This window comes from Psychromonas antarctica, from assembly GCF_022267535.1.
In the GTDB taxonomy this organism is placed as follows: Bacteria; Pseudomonadota; Gammaproteobacteria; order Enterobacterales; family Psychromonadaceae; genus Psychromonas; species Psychromonas antarctica.
In genome coordinates this window covers 21,078-35,711 of the sequence record NZ_JAHNZV010000024.1, presented here as the reverse complement: position 1 = coordinate 35,711, position 14,634 = coordinate 21,078, and the positions used below count along the sequence as shown (strand labels likewise).

9 protein-coding genes and 2 pseudogenes are annotated in these 14,634 nt (G+C 40.4%); 4 read left to right on the top strand and 7 right to left on the bottom strand.

Going from position 1 to position 14,634, the window contains the following annotated elements; translation table 11 throughout:
- Nucleotides 1-227 (bottom strand): annotated as a pseudogene (locus KSO91_RS08080) (group II intron reverse transcriptase/maturase); the annotation flags it as partial.
- A gap of 795 nt (nt 228-1,022) precedes the next feature.
- Between KSO91_RS08080 and KSO91_RS08075 the strand changes: the two are divergent.
- From KSO91_RS08075 to KSO91_RS08060, 4 genes are all read left to right on the top strand, one after another.
- Nucleotides 1,023-1,511 (top strand): type VI secretion system amidase effector protein Tae4, encoded by a 489-nt coding sequence (locus KSO91_RS08075; protein ID WP_238742445.1) that lies wholly within the window; start codon nt 1,023-1,025, stop codon nt 1,509-1,511.
- On the top strand, nt 1,508-1,867 hold the full coding sequence (locus KSO91_RS08070; RefSeq protein ID WP_238742444.1) for a T6SS amidase immunity protein Tai4 family protein: 360 nt from the start codon (nt 1,508-1,510) through the stop codon (nt 1,865-1,867). Before KSO91_RS08075 ends, KSO91_RS08070 begins: the two co-directional genes overlap by 4 nt.
- A 204-nt stretch (nt 1,868-2,071) precedes the next feature.
- Nucleotides 2,072-2,323, top strand: coding sequence for a type II toxin-antitoxin system Phd/YefM family antitoxin (locus KSO91_RS08065; RefSeq protein ID WP_238742443.1), 252 nt, complete (start codon nt 2,072-2,074; stop codon nt 2,321-2,323).
- Nucleotides 2,313-2,600, top strand: a complete 288-nt coding sequence (locus tag KSO91_RS08060; protein WP_238742442.1) for a type II toxin-antitoxin system RelE family toxin — start codon at nt 2,313-2,315, stop codon at nt 2,598-2,600. Before KSO91_RS08065 ends, KSO91_RS08060 begins: the two co-directional genes overlap by 11 nt.
- A 274-nt stretch (nt 2,601-2,874) precedes the next feature.
- Here the strand turns inward: KSO91_RS08060 and KSO91_RS08055 are convergent.
- The 6 genes and pseudogenes from KSO91_RS08055 to ushA all read right to left on the bottom strand — a co-directional run.
- Nucleotides 2,875-3,646: pseudogene (locus KSO91_RS08055) on the bottom strand (IS91 family transposase); the annotation flags it as partial.
- A gap of 300 nt (nt 3,647-3,946) precedes the next feature.
- A complete protein-coding gene (gene priA, locus KSO91_RS08050; RefSeq protein WP_238742441.1) occupies nt 3,947-6,178 on the bottom strand; it encodes a primosomal protein N' in 2,232 nt (743 codons plus the stop codon).
- Nucleotides 6,179-6,399: 221 nt separating this feature from the next.
- Nucleotides 6,400-7,938, bottom strand: a complete 1,539-nt coding sequence (locus KSO91_RS08045) for an HNH endonuclease signature motif containing protein (protein ID WP_238742440.1) — start codon at nt 7,936-7,938, stop codon at nt 6,400-6,402.
- Nucleotides 7,939-8,037: 99 nt separating this feature from the next.
- Nucleotides 8,038-11,148 carry an ExeM/NucH family extracellular endonuclease gene (locus KSO91_RS08040; RefSeq protein ID WP_238742439.1) on the bottom strand — a complete coding sequence of 1,037 codons (3,111 nt, stop codon included), beginning with the start codon at nt 11,146-11,148 and terminating at the stop codon, nt 8,038-8,040.
- A gap of 40 nt (nt 11,149-11,188) precedes the next feature.
- Nucleotides 11,189-12,280 carry a porin gene (locus KSO91_RS08035; RefSeq protein WP_238742438.1) on the bottom strand — a complete coding sequence of 364 codons (1,092 nt, stop codon included), beginning with the start codon at nt 12,278-12,280 and terminating at the stop codon, nt 11,189-11,191.
- Nucleotides 12,281-12,418: 138 nt separating this feature from the next.
- Entirely contained in the window at nt 12,419-14,068 is a 1,650-nt protein-coding gene (ushA, locus tag KSO91_RS08030) for a bifunctional UDP-sugar hydrolase/5'-nucleotidase UshA (RefSeq protein ID WP_238742437.1), read from the bottom strand.
- Between the last annotated feature and the right edge of the window lie 566 nt (nt 14,069-14,634).

Below are 14,634 nucleotides of genomic sequence, written 5' to 3'. Positions count from 1 at the left end.
GCTTTGATCCCTTGCCAATGTGCTAAGGCAAAAGGTTCAAACTCCTCAATGCTCATGTTATCAATACCGGGAGCACCTTTGTTGGCTTTAACATGTTTCCATGCAGCTCTCATGTTTTGATCACTGAGCATTTGTGTCATTAGTGAATATTCATTTAAGGTATTGTTCATATCTGAACGCTGAGGAGCACTATCACAACATGGTAATTTATTGTGTTTCAAGTTCAATATGGTATCTCCTATGGTTTAGATGTTCAGGCCTTCACAGTGTCCCAACCATTACGATGGGCGTTTGGCTAGTATGCCGTCTGCTGACTTCTGCTTACTCACATGCCTAGTTGCCCAGTCATGCGCTATCGGTTTTCATCGGTTTCGCTCTTTCCAGTTGATGATTCTGAAAAGCCAAGACAGTTATAACCCAGTGCCTGACTGGTTAAGTTACCGATCGCGTGTTAAGCAGATCTCCCCAGATAAGGACATGTACTTTCTTTGCACTGCTGCATCATTTACGGTGGCCATTAGATCACGCGGTTTCGTCATCTTGTGCCAACTCACCTCTAGCCTACGCCTCATATGATGTTCTTGTTCATCAGTTCGCCTTGTTTATTGATGGGGAGGGCTAGCGGCTTCCTCCAGAGCAATCCTCCGGACCAATCCTCGCGGATAAGCCCTTGCCATTCGCTAGTAGTTAGCGTTTAATAATAAATATTTTATTAAACGGTGATCTTCCTACAGAGGACTTTCACCTCATTAGTTCATGCCCATGCTGGGCGTACACAAGGCAATCAAATCGGACGCTTTACGGTTTGTCGTCTATTTTGCAAAACACAAAAGCCGCAAAATCGTCGCCAAACCTAGCGCCGTTTATTGCTGGCGTTAAATTTCACTCTATATTTTGTAATTCTTAAATAAAAAAGTTAAAAATTAACATTTATTTCACCATGTCTAAATAAGGCTATTTTTTTGGCAATGATATAAGTTGGATTAATATGTATTTTTTATTTAAAACAAGGGATTACTAATATGTCAAGGTTTAGACCAAATTTCATAAGAGCTTGGAGTTTTTTCTCTGAAATTAATGTATCTGTTAAAGAAGTTGGTGAAAAAATTGGTGGGCATGTTCAAATAAATATTGATTCTGGTGTATTTCAGAATGCATGTCCAATTCGCATGAGCTATGTTTTAAATAAATGTGGCATTTTAATTCCCAATGGTGGGAAGTATGCAGTAGTAAGCGGAAATGATAAAAAACAATATATGTATAGGGTAAACGATATGATTCTCTATCTTGAAGATACTTTTGGGAAGCCTGATTTAATAATAAACTCACCCAAGCAAACAGATTTTAATGATAAAAAAGGAATTGTAGTATTTTCTGGCAGCGGTTGGTCTAATGCAGGAGGGCATGTAACTCTCTGGAATGGTAATATTTGTTCTGATTCTTGCCATTTTATGAATTCTGAAAATGGTAGTTTCACCCCTGAGAAAGGTTTATTTTGGAGTCTTACATGAATCGAATAGTATTGCTGTTGTTACTTGGTCTTATCGCATCATGTGCAAAATCTTCTGATAATTCGACAGAAATTTCAGATCAAAAAATAATCTATAAAAATTGGGTTTTAAGTAGATGTCTTAGCTATTCGCTTAAAAATGAGGAAGAAAAAAAAGATGCTTTAAATACGGCCAGCTCATATTTAGAACAGTCTAACTTGTCAGTAGAGAGCCTTTTAAACTCCGAACCGCTTATTCATAAATTTATTGAAAAGAAATATCAAGGGTCTATTAGCGGCACATTTGAAATCAAAAAATGTATTGATTTATATAGTAGCTCGGAGTTAGACGAACTCTATTTCAGTTCTCAAAAATAATTTAACAAACTGCTGCCCTGGACGCTTTGGTCTCGGCACTGTTTTTGAAAAAACACTCAAAAACACTCAAAAACACTCAAAAACACTACCAATCTCAAACCGCCACTGTTGCAGGCGTTATGCAGCTTCTGTAAATTTATTAGCAAGCCCTCGGTAAGTAGTCTAAAATAAGGGCTAAATTTAACGCTTTATTAAGGAGCTACCATGAGACAGATATTAGCTGATTGCTCTGCAAGCATTTCAGAATTAAAGAAGAATCCAACCGCCTTGTTAAATGCAGCTGATGGCGCTGCAATTGCAATACTAAATCATAACACACCTGCTGCTTACCTTGTTCCAGCGGAAACCTACGAGTGGTTAATGGATATGCTTGATGATTATGAACTTGGAAATCTGGTTGATAGCCGTCGAGGCGACTTATCAGAAGCAGTGGAAGTTAGTTTAGATGACTTATAAGCTTAAATTTCTGCCAGCAGCACAAAAAGAGTGGAGCAAGTTAGCTTCACCGATTCAAAGCCAATTTAAAAAGAAGTTAGCTGAACGACTTGAAAATCCACACGTTCCTTCTGCAAAGCTTCGAGGGTATGATTCGGTTTACAAAATAAAGCTTCGGACTGCAGGTTATCGTTTAGCTTATGAAGTGATTGATTCTGAAATAGTGGTTTATGTTTTAGCTATTGGTAAGCGTGACAAAGATGCTGTTTATAAAAAATTAGCAGCACGTCACGAGTAATGCTGCATAACAAACAAAAATAGGTGTCGCGCAGCCGATACCTTATTCGGGTGTTGAACAAGCCCGTTCGGGAGTTGCTTCTCTTTATCGTAAATAGTGGATTTTGGTGAGGGCTAAATTAAAATGGTGACTTTTCTTTAGGCGAGTTTCGCTAACATACAATTGATAGTTCAATTATATCAACCTGTTATCTGTTTGGGTTGAATGCCAATACACCTCTTTTTATTCGCTTTCTGTTATGAATTCTTCTTAGAAGATCATGCGTGATAACACGTTAATTTCCCAGTCGGTTTACTCCTATAAAATGCATTTCATGCTGACAGCATGGGCAGATGCAGACTGACCATTTTCGTTTTGGTGTTATTGCCACTGTGCTTAAATCGCACCCTAGTATTAGCATTATTTGCAACCGAAGTTGTTTGGCATTGCCTCTTAAAAACCCGTAATCACGAACGCGCTGCAGGCCTTTTGGTAATACGTGTTGTAATATTAACCATAAGAATTTGAGTACGGGTAATGTTCTCATTTTGATAATATTTGTTCCTCCTTCTTTATACCTAAATGTCACGTTGTCATCGGTGATGCTAATAATGTCTTTGTCGGGTAATACGCCACGGTACAGATAGCGTGATAAGTATTTAAAAGCAGAAGCACCAAATCCGACCTGACGACAATCAACCACCCACTTTTTAGGCATGTCAGCGGGCATGGTTAACTCAGTGCTGTGACTAATCGCAGCAATGACTCTTGCTCGCCATACTTTGGCGAGTGCAAATTCATTAAACAGATATTGCTTATTACTTTTGTGCCACTGTTTTTTTGGTGGCATCGTAACGTCCGCAGGGCACAATGATATGCACATGAGGATGGCATTCTCGACGACGAGAATGTGTGTGTAATACGCTGGTAAATCCTAAACTGCCTTTATTCTGTTTTGCTGCAAAGTCTTTTAATATGTCCGCGGTCACTTGGAGCCTCAATTGATACAGTGCGTTGGGATGTTGACGAGCCAGTATTCTCAACTGATAGGGTAGCGTAAAGGAAACGGTATGGCTGTTCAAAAGGTATGTTTAACTTGATCCTCTATGATCATGAAAACAATAAGAATATACTCAGATTAGTACAGTATATGTGTCAATTATGTTCATTTTAGACCCGTTTTCTCTGGCAATAACAGTGTTTTTATTGATTATTAATGCATGGTGCGCATGGACAATCCCCGCGTTGTCGGGATCATTTTTTGCCCAATAAAGTGCAGCAATAAGAATTCATCATAGTTGAGTATGGCTGAAGCTTATGGGTAACCAAAATTCCATTGAAATTTTATCTTGAGTTGAGGCTGTTTATTATACAAAATCTATCGGATCCACATCGATGGACCACCTTACCTTACGCCCTTCAGGCATATTATCGAAACTAACCTGCGCTTGCTGTAGCGTTTTTGTCAGTAGTGCGCGTTGCTGACTTTGCAATAACAGCTGAAAGCGGTATTTACCGGCGCGACGCTCCATTGATGCGGGAATAGGACCTAATATCAATAATTGTTCGCTAGTTTTATTGTTTAGCGAAATCTGTGTGAGTACTTGCTTGCATAAGCTTAAAAAGTTTTCTGCTTGTGTGGCATTAGCCGATTCGCAGCGCAATAATACCTGAAACGAACACGGTGGCAGTTGCGCTAAGTTGCGTTCCTGCAGTGCATTTCTAGAAAAATCGAGATAACCATTATTGACCAGATCCTGTAACAAGCTGTGTTCTGGATGGTGCGTTTGTAAAACCACTTGCCCTTTTTTTTCTGCGCGACCAGCTCGCCCTGCTACTTGAGTGTACAACTGGGCTAATCGTTCGCTAGCACGGTAATCATTACAAAATAGTGCGCCATCCACATCAATCAGAGCCACTAAAGTCACATCGGGAAAGTGGTGGCCTTTAGCGAGCATCTGCGTGCCCAGCAAAATCTTATATTTCCCTTTATTAATATCACGCAAATACTGGTTAAAGCTCTCTTTTTTACGCGTGTTGTCGCGATCAATGCGCACGGTAGGGTGATCGGGGAAGAGAGAATTGAGTGTTTCTTCTAACTGCTCTGTGCCGACTCCCGTTGCGATTAGCTGTGTGGATCCACAATCGCCGCACTGACGTGGCACCGGTAGAGTGGCGGTGCAATGGTGGCAATGCAGATAATTAGCTGATTTATGATAAGTGTAAAAAGCATCACAACGGGGACATTTTACCAGCCAACCGCATTCATGACACATCAATACAGGGGCATAACCTCGGCGGTTTAAAAACAAGATTACTTGATTGTTTTTGGCTAGATGTTTGCCCATCAGCTCAATTAATTGTGGTGATAAGCCCGATTTAAGTGGTAAACCTGCTAAGTTAATTAAGCTGCTGGTGGGTGGTTTGGCATTGCCTGCGCGCTCGGTAAGGTGCAGATGCTGATATTTACCCTGCAGTGCATTATGTAGGGTTTCTAAAGAAGGGGTAGCCGATCCTAAAACAATTGGGATCTTTTGCTGAAACGCCCGTTTAATGGCAAAATCTCGAGCATGGTAGCGGAATCCATCCTGCTGTTTAAAAGAGCCATCGTGCTCTTCATCAATAATAATCAGCCCTAAGTTTTTAAAATCGCTGAAAATAGCACTGCGTGTGCCAATAATAATAGCGCCACTGGCTTGTTTGGCATGTAACCAGGTATCAAGCTGCTCGCGGGCGTTTAAGCCTGAATGCTTGATATAAACAGGTACTTTAAAGCGCGCTTGAAAGCGCTGCACCGTTTGCGGTGTTAAGCCAATTTCCGGCACTATCACTAATACTTGTTTACCCGCTTCGAGAATCGGTTTTAAAATATTGAGATAAACTTCGGTTTTACCGCTGCCGGTGATCCCTTCTAATAAGAAACAGTTAAAGGTATTGCTTTGCTGTGTCACGCTGGTGATCGCAATCGCCTGCTCAGCCGTTAATGTTGGCTTTTGCGTACTTTCTGAAAAGGTATTTAGCCACTCTAGATCGCAATCGGGTTGCTGTTCAATCGATTCAATAAGTCCTTTTTCCTGCAGTGCCTTGAGCGTCGGACGACTGACATCTTGCGTTTTTAACTGTGTACTCGCTAATTTGCTTTCTTGTAGCAAAGAAAGCGCTTGTTGTTGTTTTTTTGCGCCTTTAAAATCGTCTAAATTAAATGCATTCCCCGACAGTTGCCAATGTTCACAGCCTTTAAAGTTTGCCTCTTTACCTTGACGTAACAGGGTTGGAATCGCTTGCTGAAAAACATCGCCAAAGGGGTGCTGATAATAAAAAGCAGCCCAGCGTAAAAGTGACCACAGACTGTCATCTAATAGGGGGGTTTGATCTATCAGTTGGGTAATATTCTTTAATTTGTCTAGGGCATAATCACAAGCAGGATTTACCTCGCAAATCACCCCGATCATCTGTCTTTTCCCACCAAAAGGAACACGCACACGACAGCCGACTAGATTCTCTAGTGCTGTTTTAAGCAGATAACTCGGTAGTAAATAATCGAACTGTTTATGCAGAGGGATAGCCAGTGCAATACGACAAATAATGGCTTGATTCATAGTTTTAGTTAACAGCAAATAAAAAAACTATTGTAACGTGTTTTAAAGTGGGCGACTAAATAAATGCAGCTAAAAAGTTTTTTGTGCACAGGGATGTTTTTGCTTTATACAGTAAAAAACAGGGTTATATTCTTTTGTGGCGATGTTTGTGTTGTGCAATAGTAAGTTAATATTGCCTTTCGCTTGTTTAAGAAAAAGGCAATATTTTTGTTTAGATTCTATTAATCAACCCAAATTTTATTTATATATTCGGGGTGATTAATAAAAGGATTACGGTTGCCTTGAAACTGATAGGCCGCTTCATTACGGTCGATCTCTTTCTGGCTGACTGGATCATTTTCACTCCAGCGTTTAAGCATAACAACTACCCAATTTTCAAACACTTTATCACTGCTACCATCTAACACTGCATTAGCACCGTCTGAATTTGCTTCCCATGAGCCAGCGATATCTTGGTAACGTGTTGCCATATAAAAATAGGCTCTGGCAAAATCACCTTTAAACTCATCAATCGGTTCAAATACGGTTCCGGTATATCCTAGTGTTGTTATGGCCGCGCCTAATTTGCTGCCATTAGTTGACGTAAATGTCGCTGAGCCAACTTCACCATAAGGGTAGTTACTACGTTTACCGTTTACATAACCATCGGTTGCGAAAAGGTGATGAATATCTGTATACATAGGGGAGGCATCGTTAAACCAACTTTTAGGGAAAGAGTGTTCACGATTATAACAACTACCTTCACCTGAGTAATTACCACATTGGCTGGTTACTGGCGTGTAGTTATAACTATCAGATGCAGAGGGGTTCTCTGAGTACATATCTAAGATCGAGCCATCGTTTTCATATTTAGAATATTTATCTAATGAATTGGCTGCCATAAAGGTCCATAAATCACCGTAAGTTTTGGCTGTATGTCCTTTAGTAATATCGTAAAGGGCTGTTTTTAATGCAAAACCTTCTTTACCTTCGGCATTTTTATAATAAGTCGTCGTGTCGACAGGAACAATTGGTGTTGTGGGGGTTACAGGAGTAGGGGTTACAGGAGTAGGTGTTACAGTTGTGCCTGTTGACTCTTCAAATTTAACATCATCGAAATAAACGATTTCAGAATTGTCAAATGAAGGTTCATCATAGAAACGAGCACCTATTTCAATGCTCTTAGTTTCTGTTGCGGTGTAATCCGCACTAAGTTCTTGCCACTGATTAACCAGATCCGGAGCTGAATATTCATCGGTATAGGTATCTAGATAAACACGTGCTTTTATGAAGCCTTCAGTGTGATAAAACGACATAGAGAGGGTGTAAGTTTTACCTGCTTCTACATCGATGCTTTGACGAAAATCAGTATCACCTTGCGAACCAGTAATAACCGTAATCGCGGCAGAGCTGGCACTCGCTTTAGTTGCAGCTTCGGTTGCAGGTTTCGTTATAATCGTCTCTTTTGCTACCGTAATTCCACCTTTAACATCAATATTCCAACCTACTGGAGCGCCAGTTACTGCATCCCAATCGTCAAAATCACCGTTAACCGCTAAATTGCTTGCTACAGGCGTTGGTGTTACAGGCGTTACTGGAGTAGGCGTTACAGGTGTAACAGGTGTAACAGGCGTAACGGGAGTTGGTGCTACAGGTACTAGTGGTGTTGGATTTGTGACTGTTGTATTACTTTTAATTGTGTTTGTATCATCACCACTACCACACGCAACGAGAACGGGAAGTGAGAATAGCATGATGGCTATCTTGGTTTTGTTATTCATATTTAATTACCTTGAAATTTTAGCTTAAAGGAGATTGCTCTTGTTGCAGTATTAGATAGCCATTTATCTGAGCGTAAGCAGATAAATGGCTAATATTTCTTATGCCTTAGTGCGACGTAAGAAACCAAGCCCTAGTAATGATAAAAGGCCAAAAATACCGAATGAACCACCGCCTGAACCGTCATAAGGTGCTGGTGGTGAGACTTTAGGTGTTGTTGAGTCTTTTTTCGCTGCTTCAATTTTCATTGACGTAGTAAAGTTAGGCATCAATTGACCATCACGTACCAGTTTCATTGTTGCATTGTAAGCGCCCGCTTTAAGACCAAACACTTCAATATCGACTAATGATTGTCCATCTTCAGTGAGGGCTACAGTCGGCAATACAATCTTACTCAGATCATTCTCAGACGATAACGAGATCTCTGCAATATCGCCGGCTAACGTAGCTTCACTGCCTGGAATAGAGTAAGGGATCTTGATCGCGCCATCTTGAATCACAAGGTGAACAGGTTCCCCATCACTTACTTCGCCATATTTATAGCTTAGAGAGATGGCTGCTGAATCATGATCTGATGAACGATAAGCATCATTGACGTACAACGCATCAACATGATCGCCTTTATACTTACTCTGGTAATCATATAAAGTAGATTCAGCTGCATTAATGTGCCAATCAACTGCATCAATTAAACGATCTTTCAGTGATGGGCTGATCAGTGCATGGTCAAGTGTTCCAATCTCATCGTTGTACGAGTAGCTCCAGCTTAAACGACCTTTTTCTGTGTCTTTTAGCAGTACGCTATTGATATAACCATAGCTTTTAGTGACAGCAACAGGGGTGCCGCTGACATTAAACTGTGGTTTTTTACCAATAAACGTATCACGAGCCGTGGTCAGTGCTTTGCCCGTTGTATTCTCGGTTAACACTAATAGCGCGTCTTCTTGGGCATAAGTGTTCATGTCTCCGATAACCACTTTATCGCCCGCTATTTTGTGCAGTTCTTCACCTAGGTGAACGGCAGTCGCTACACGGAACGCTTCACATTGACCTTGAAAATCAAGATCTGGCGCATCCTCAGACCATTTTTCTGCATCACCAAATTCAACGCCTTGCCAATCTTCCCAGCAAGAAGATCCTTTTGATTTAAGGTGATTAACTGCAACCGTTAGTTTTTTACCCGTTTGGTTGACCTTAAAGGTGACTGCGAGTGTGCTACGTTGGTAATTATCTCCACTTTCAAGCGCGGCACCATTGCTATCTTTAACAACAATATAACTGTCATTGACGATAGCTGGAGCGTGTTGCTCGGGCATTGGAATCACTTTCAAGCTTTCGATGCTAACTTTAGTCGGACGGTATAATAACCCTGTTGTAATCGCATCGCCGCCGATTGAATCTAATTCATCAAGCACCAAATCGCCATTTGAGTCATATCCTACGAAAACATAACGGTTGCTGGTCGAGTTAGAGTTCTCTGCATCTTTTGGATCTTCGTCGTAGTAATCTTCATTAATCGTATCAACCAGCTCTTTGATTGCTGAGCGAGAACCAAAACCGTTATTTTCGATCTCCATTAAACCAAGGATATCGACGTTGAGTCCCTTAACTGCAGCCACTATTTTTGTTTTTTGTTTTTGGAAATCTGCATCGCTTTCAGCACCACGATTGTCACCGTGGGTATTAATATCGCCACCAAAGGGTGAGTTAAAGAAGTTTAATACGTTCATGGTGCCGATTTTAATGGCAAATTCACCGTCTTCGGTTACTGTACTTAGATCCGGTGTTTTTGAACGATCGTCATTATGTTTAAAGTTGTTTTTATCAACTTGGTTGGTAACGACTAAAGTAAAGTCTCCATAACTGTAAGCAATAACACCTTCCATATCTGTGACGCTATCATTGATACGAATATAGTTTTTCGCTGGATCTGTTGCGAAGTCTGGGTAGTAAGGGATCTCTCCGTCAGCTGCTTTTTCAGGGCTTTCAATGATTAAGCGGTAATCCTTGTTTTGTTCATGAGCAGCTGTCGCTCCCTCACTGCCGGCAACATTATTTTGCGTCGGTACCATGTTAGGACGTAAGTAGCTGAAGATCAGGTTGTTACGGTAAGAGTTGTAATCAAAACCAAACGCTTTAGTAACGCGCATATCTTGATTGCCATCAGTCGCAGGATCGATATCGCTAGGTAGATTAACGAGCATGCCTTCATAACGTTCAAGTGTCGCTTTGAATGAACCTAGATCTTCAGGGATCATCGTAATATCGGTTGCAGCAGGAACTGATGAAGACGTATCCGTTACATCCCATTCGTCGGTTTCTAACTCAGTTAAGCCGTAGTCTTCAACAACCTTACTGGTTAAACAAATTGTATTACCAATTAAGTCATCAGTTGCTTTACTTGTTTTTACAAAAATACCATCGGAGGTCATGATGTTACCATCAGCGACAGCATCTTGTAGATATAAGCCTTTTACTGGATATTTAGCAACGGCTGTAACGACACCTTGAACAAAGACGGTAGTATCGGCAAGTAGTGAGCTATTTTCTGAACCTTGTATTGCGCCAATTGTTGTGAGTGTTTCACTACCACATATTGATGGTGCAACAACGACTGCAACATAAGGTGCAAGCGTAGAATCACCTAATCCACTTAAGGTATCAAGAGGTTCTTCTAACCAATTATTTGCATCAAATGCGGTATTTTGTGCAGGAGAGGCATCCCCTACAGCAAGACGACGACGGAATGTTTTATCTTTTCCCCAATCATTGCCACTATCACCAAATGTTCCGATGACATCAACAATAGTACTACCATCCATCAATGCAACATGGTCATCACCGCTATAATTCATCGCGTTATATTTTGCTTCAGCATAAGTTCCTGCTGCAACTTTTGTTCCCTGAATCGCTGTAATTACTTCAGCTTCGGTTTCACCGTTATAAATAACAAGTGTTTTACCTGCATCAATCTTTTGTCCTTCTAGAACATTAACTTTGGCTGCATTATAAATATCATTGTGATATGAACTATATTCCAGCGTAACGTTGCTTGGGAAAGTATAATCAGCTGCACCCAAGTTAGTGAGCTCAATCATTTTATTATTACCAGAGCCTTCAACGTATTCACTGATAATAATATCACTAAGTGCTGCATTGGCGCCTGCTGAAAGTACACTACCGATAGCAAGTGCTAAGATTTTCTTTTTCATAATTTATTCCTTAAAAAATTTCTTAATTAAATTCAAGTGATTAGAAGTAAACGCGTGCATAAGCGTAAGCATCTTGTGCTGATTCACCAATATTGCCTTCTACAGCAAAGATAACTGATGGAGAGGGTTTAAAGTTCACCCCTAATGTGCCCCACACACGCTCTTTACCCCATGAATACTCTTTATCAGGTGATACACCATATGCGCTTTCAATATCCCAGTTTTCAAACGCTTCGATATTATAAGAACCGGTAAATTCCCATTTTTCGGTGAATCTATAACGGGCAGAAACTAAACCACCTTTATTGCGCAGTGTCTGATAATCGTTATAGACATAAACGCTATTCATGGGATCGCTGATATCGGTGAGTGTGCGGTTTTGTGCGATATCTTCATCTTCTACATAGGCATTAAAGCCAATCGCAAGATTATCAGTAACGTAAGCACGAGCACCTAATGCAAATAGAACTTGCTCGCCATATTTAGAGTCTCCTTCTGAGCCTGAGCGTGTTTCTGCACCTAAAACGATATCGGCATATTTACTAAAATAACCGACATAACCATTAACAACATCGCCTACAGCAGAGCCTGAAGAACTTTCTGCATCATAAGAGTAAGAGATACCCATTTTAAAATCAGATAGTTTACCTTCATATTTCAATGTACTCGCCTGATCACCCGCTTCGCCGGTTTCAACGGTGGTATCAAAGGTAAAATCACCAAATTTATCGTAATCATCTAGTGCGGTGTCGGTTAAACCAATTTCAATAGCATTATAAGATTTCTTCGTATCGGTAAGTTTATAACCAATAAACATTTTATCGATAGCTGTAACCATATCGCCTGAACCATATGCCCAGTTTTCACGTTCATAATCAATTTCAACGCGGTAATACACGCTGCCTGTTTGGCCTTTGACACCGATAGTTGCAAAACCATCATCGATATAGCTGCTATCATCTTTATAAAATTCACCGTATTCATAATCCGCACCAAAGTGTCCACCCACGCCGACTTCGCCATAGAGCTTCAGATTGTCACCGTTATCTTTTTCATAAACAGTGGCGGCTTGTGCACTTATTCCCACTAAAATCGTTGATAGTGCTATACAAAGGGCTGTTTTTTTAAACATCTTGTTATCCTTAATTGAATGTTGTGTGCACGTTATTGTGCGTATATATAGTGTAATATAAGTGAGCAATCACTTGCGTTATATCTCTTTAAATTTGCCACCCTAAAATGATGAGTGGCTATTTATGTGATTTATTTGTTATTGGTAAATTATTTCATTCTTTGGCGCAAAATCAGCGACATTAATGGGAGAGTTTTTCTGGATATATTCTTTTAATACTTCAGCGTCAACATAGCCAGTATTGACATAAGCTGGGTGCTCGGAGATATTCGGGTAACCATCGCCGCCTGCCGCGTTAAATGATGGGATAGTGAAGCGATATGTTGCAGTCGCTTGCAGCGCTTTACCGGCAATCATTACATTTGAAACTTGGTTGTTGGCCACTGTCATTGAAATTCCAGCGAACTGAGCATAAGCACCTGAGTCTTTGCTTTTTGTAGCGACAACATTCAGATAATTAATGACTTCCTCGCCAGTCATATCAACATAAGTAACCATGTTGGCAAATGGCTGTACTGTTAATACATCTTTATAAGATATGTCACCAGCTTCAATTGATGCACGCACACCGCCTGAATTCATAATGGCGAAATCAGCTTTAGCGCGTTGCATGTGAGCGGTGGCAATTAAACGACCTAAGTTAGTTTGTTTGTTACGTACTATTTTACGCTCGCCTTCTAATAAGCCATTTGTAGAGCCAATTAAAACACTCAGCGCCGCTTGGCCTTTATCTTGGAATGGTTTTAACGTATCGAATACAGCTTTATCTTGCGCGATTTCACTTTGGATCAGCACGCGAATTTTTTCACCTTCGGCGTTCTTAGTGCTTTTCTTCAGATTTACAGGGATCAAGTTGTATGACTGCATCGTGAACAGACCATTTTTAAAGGTGTAATCAGCTCTGCCTACGTATTTTCCCCATTCATGGGCCTGCACAATATAGGTACCATTTTGCTGATCTGGTTGGCAATCATCACCGGGCTTGAATTTGGCGTACTGATTGATACCTTCCATGCACACGGGTTCTTGTGAATGGCCGCCAACAATCATGTCAAGATCGCCTTCATTAAGGTAACGAGCAAGCTGCACATCGCCTGGTGCATTAGATCCGTTATTACCGTTGAGGTAATGACCCATATGCGTGGCTGCAATAATAATATCTGGATTATGTTTGGCTTTTAGTTCGGCAATAACAATTTTTGCTTCTGCTTTTGGATCGCGGAACTCTACCTGTTTGATATATTCTGGGTTACCAATATCGGCAGTATCTTCAGTCGTTAAACCAATCACGGCGATCTTAACGCCATCTTTGTTAAAGATTTTATACGCGTCAAACATGCGCTTGCCATCTTTGTAGATATTGGCCGCAAGGAAAGGAAACTCTGCCCAGCCTTCTTGTTTAGCAAGTACGTCGAGTGAATTATCGAATTCGTGATTGCCGATGGCCATTGCATCATAGGCAATCATGTTCATGCCGATAAAATCAGGCTCCGCGTCTTGCAGATCGGATTCAGGTACGCCGGTATTGATATCGCCACCAGATAAAAGAAGAACAGAACCTCCTTTACTTTCTACTTCAGTGCGAATCTTATTAATCAGCGTGGCACGTGCTGCCATGCCAAGTTCACCATATTTATTTTCCCAAAAATGGCCGTGGTTATCATTGGTGTGCAGGACGGTGATCTGGTATTCTTTGTCTTTCACCCATTGATGTTGAGCGGTTTCGGTTGAACATGCCGCTACCATAACTAGCGCTAAGCTTGTCAGTATAAAATTCTTATAAATCATATGTTAATCCTCTAAAGTGAATTATTTTACGTGTCGTGTGTGTCAAAATTATTAAAGCTGTCAGGTTGTTTTTCTTGAATACAAACAGTTTATTTATTAAGCAAACAATAAAGTGAGAACTGAGTCACTAGAATAGTTATTTAGTAATGTCTATTTTTACTTGTTAACAAAATATGTTGTTTACTCGTTGATTTTCTATTTTATCTGCCAATGAGATTTGTGCGGGCTAAATAACATCTTTTCTGTCCATCTTGATTGCTAGAAAGGTTTATTCAAAGAAGGAATGGGCATATTTCTATATCATATCTAGTATATTTTGAATAGGTATGTGATTGTTTTTAAAGGGTAGGTTTCTTGATTTTTTAGTTTTCTTTACTTGCTGTTGATGCAGCGCCATTGGTTCAATCCTTATGCATTGCTAAACACCATTACTGACTTTATCGGCTACTTGCCCGATCAAAAAAATCCGATCTAGTACCTAAAAGTGCTCTGAAATATGCTTAACTTAGTCATTAATTGCCTTAATTCGTTTACCGAACAACAAAATAATTTTGTATAGTTACAGC

Coding starts and splice junctions, on each gene's coding strand:
- KSO91_RS08075 (WP_238742445.1), top strand. CDS start 1,023: ATGTCAAGGTTTAGACCAAATTTCATAAGAGCTTGGAGTTTTTTCTCT.
- KSO91_RS08070 (WP_238742444.1), top strand. CDS start 1,508: ATGAATCGAATAGTATTGCTGTTGTTACTTGGTCTTATCGCATCATGT.
- KSO91_RS08065 (WP_238742443.1), top strand. CDS start 2,072: ATGAGACAGATATTAGCTGATTGCTCTGCAAGCATTTCAGAATTAAAG.
- KSO91_RS08060 (WP_238742442.1), top strand. CDS start 2,313: ATGACTTATAAGCTTAAATTTCTGCCAGCAGCACAAAAAGAGTGGAGC.
- priA (WP_238742441.1), bottom strand. CDS start 6,178: ATGAATCAAGCCATTATTTGTCGTATTGCACTGGCTATCCCTCTGCAT.
- KSO91_RS08045 (WP_238742440.1), bottom strand. CDS start 7,938: ATGAATAACAAAACCAAGATAGCCATCATGCTATTCTCACTTCCCGTT.
- KSO91_RS08040 (WP_238742439.1), bottom strand. CDS start 11,148: ATGAAAAAGAAAATCTTAGCACTTGCTATCGGTAGTGTACTTTCAGCA.
- KSO91_RS08035 (WP_238742438.1), bottom strand. CDS start 12,280: ATGTTTAAAAAAACAGCCCTTTGTATAGCACTATCAACGATTTTAGTG.
- ushA (WP_238742437.1), bottom strand. CDS start 14,068: ATGATTTATAAGAATTTTATACTGACAAGCTTAGCGCTAGTTATGGTA.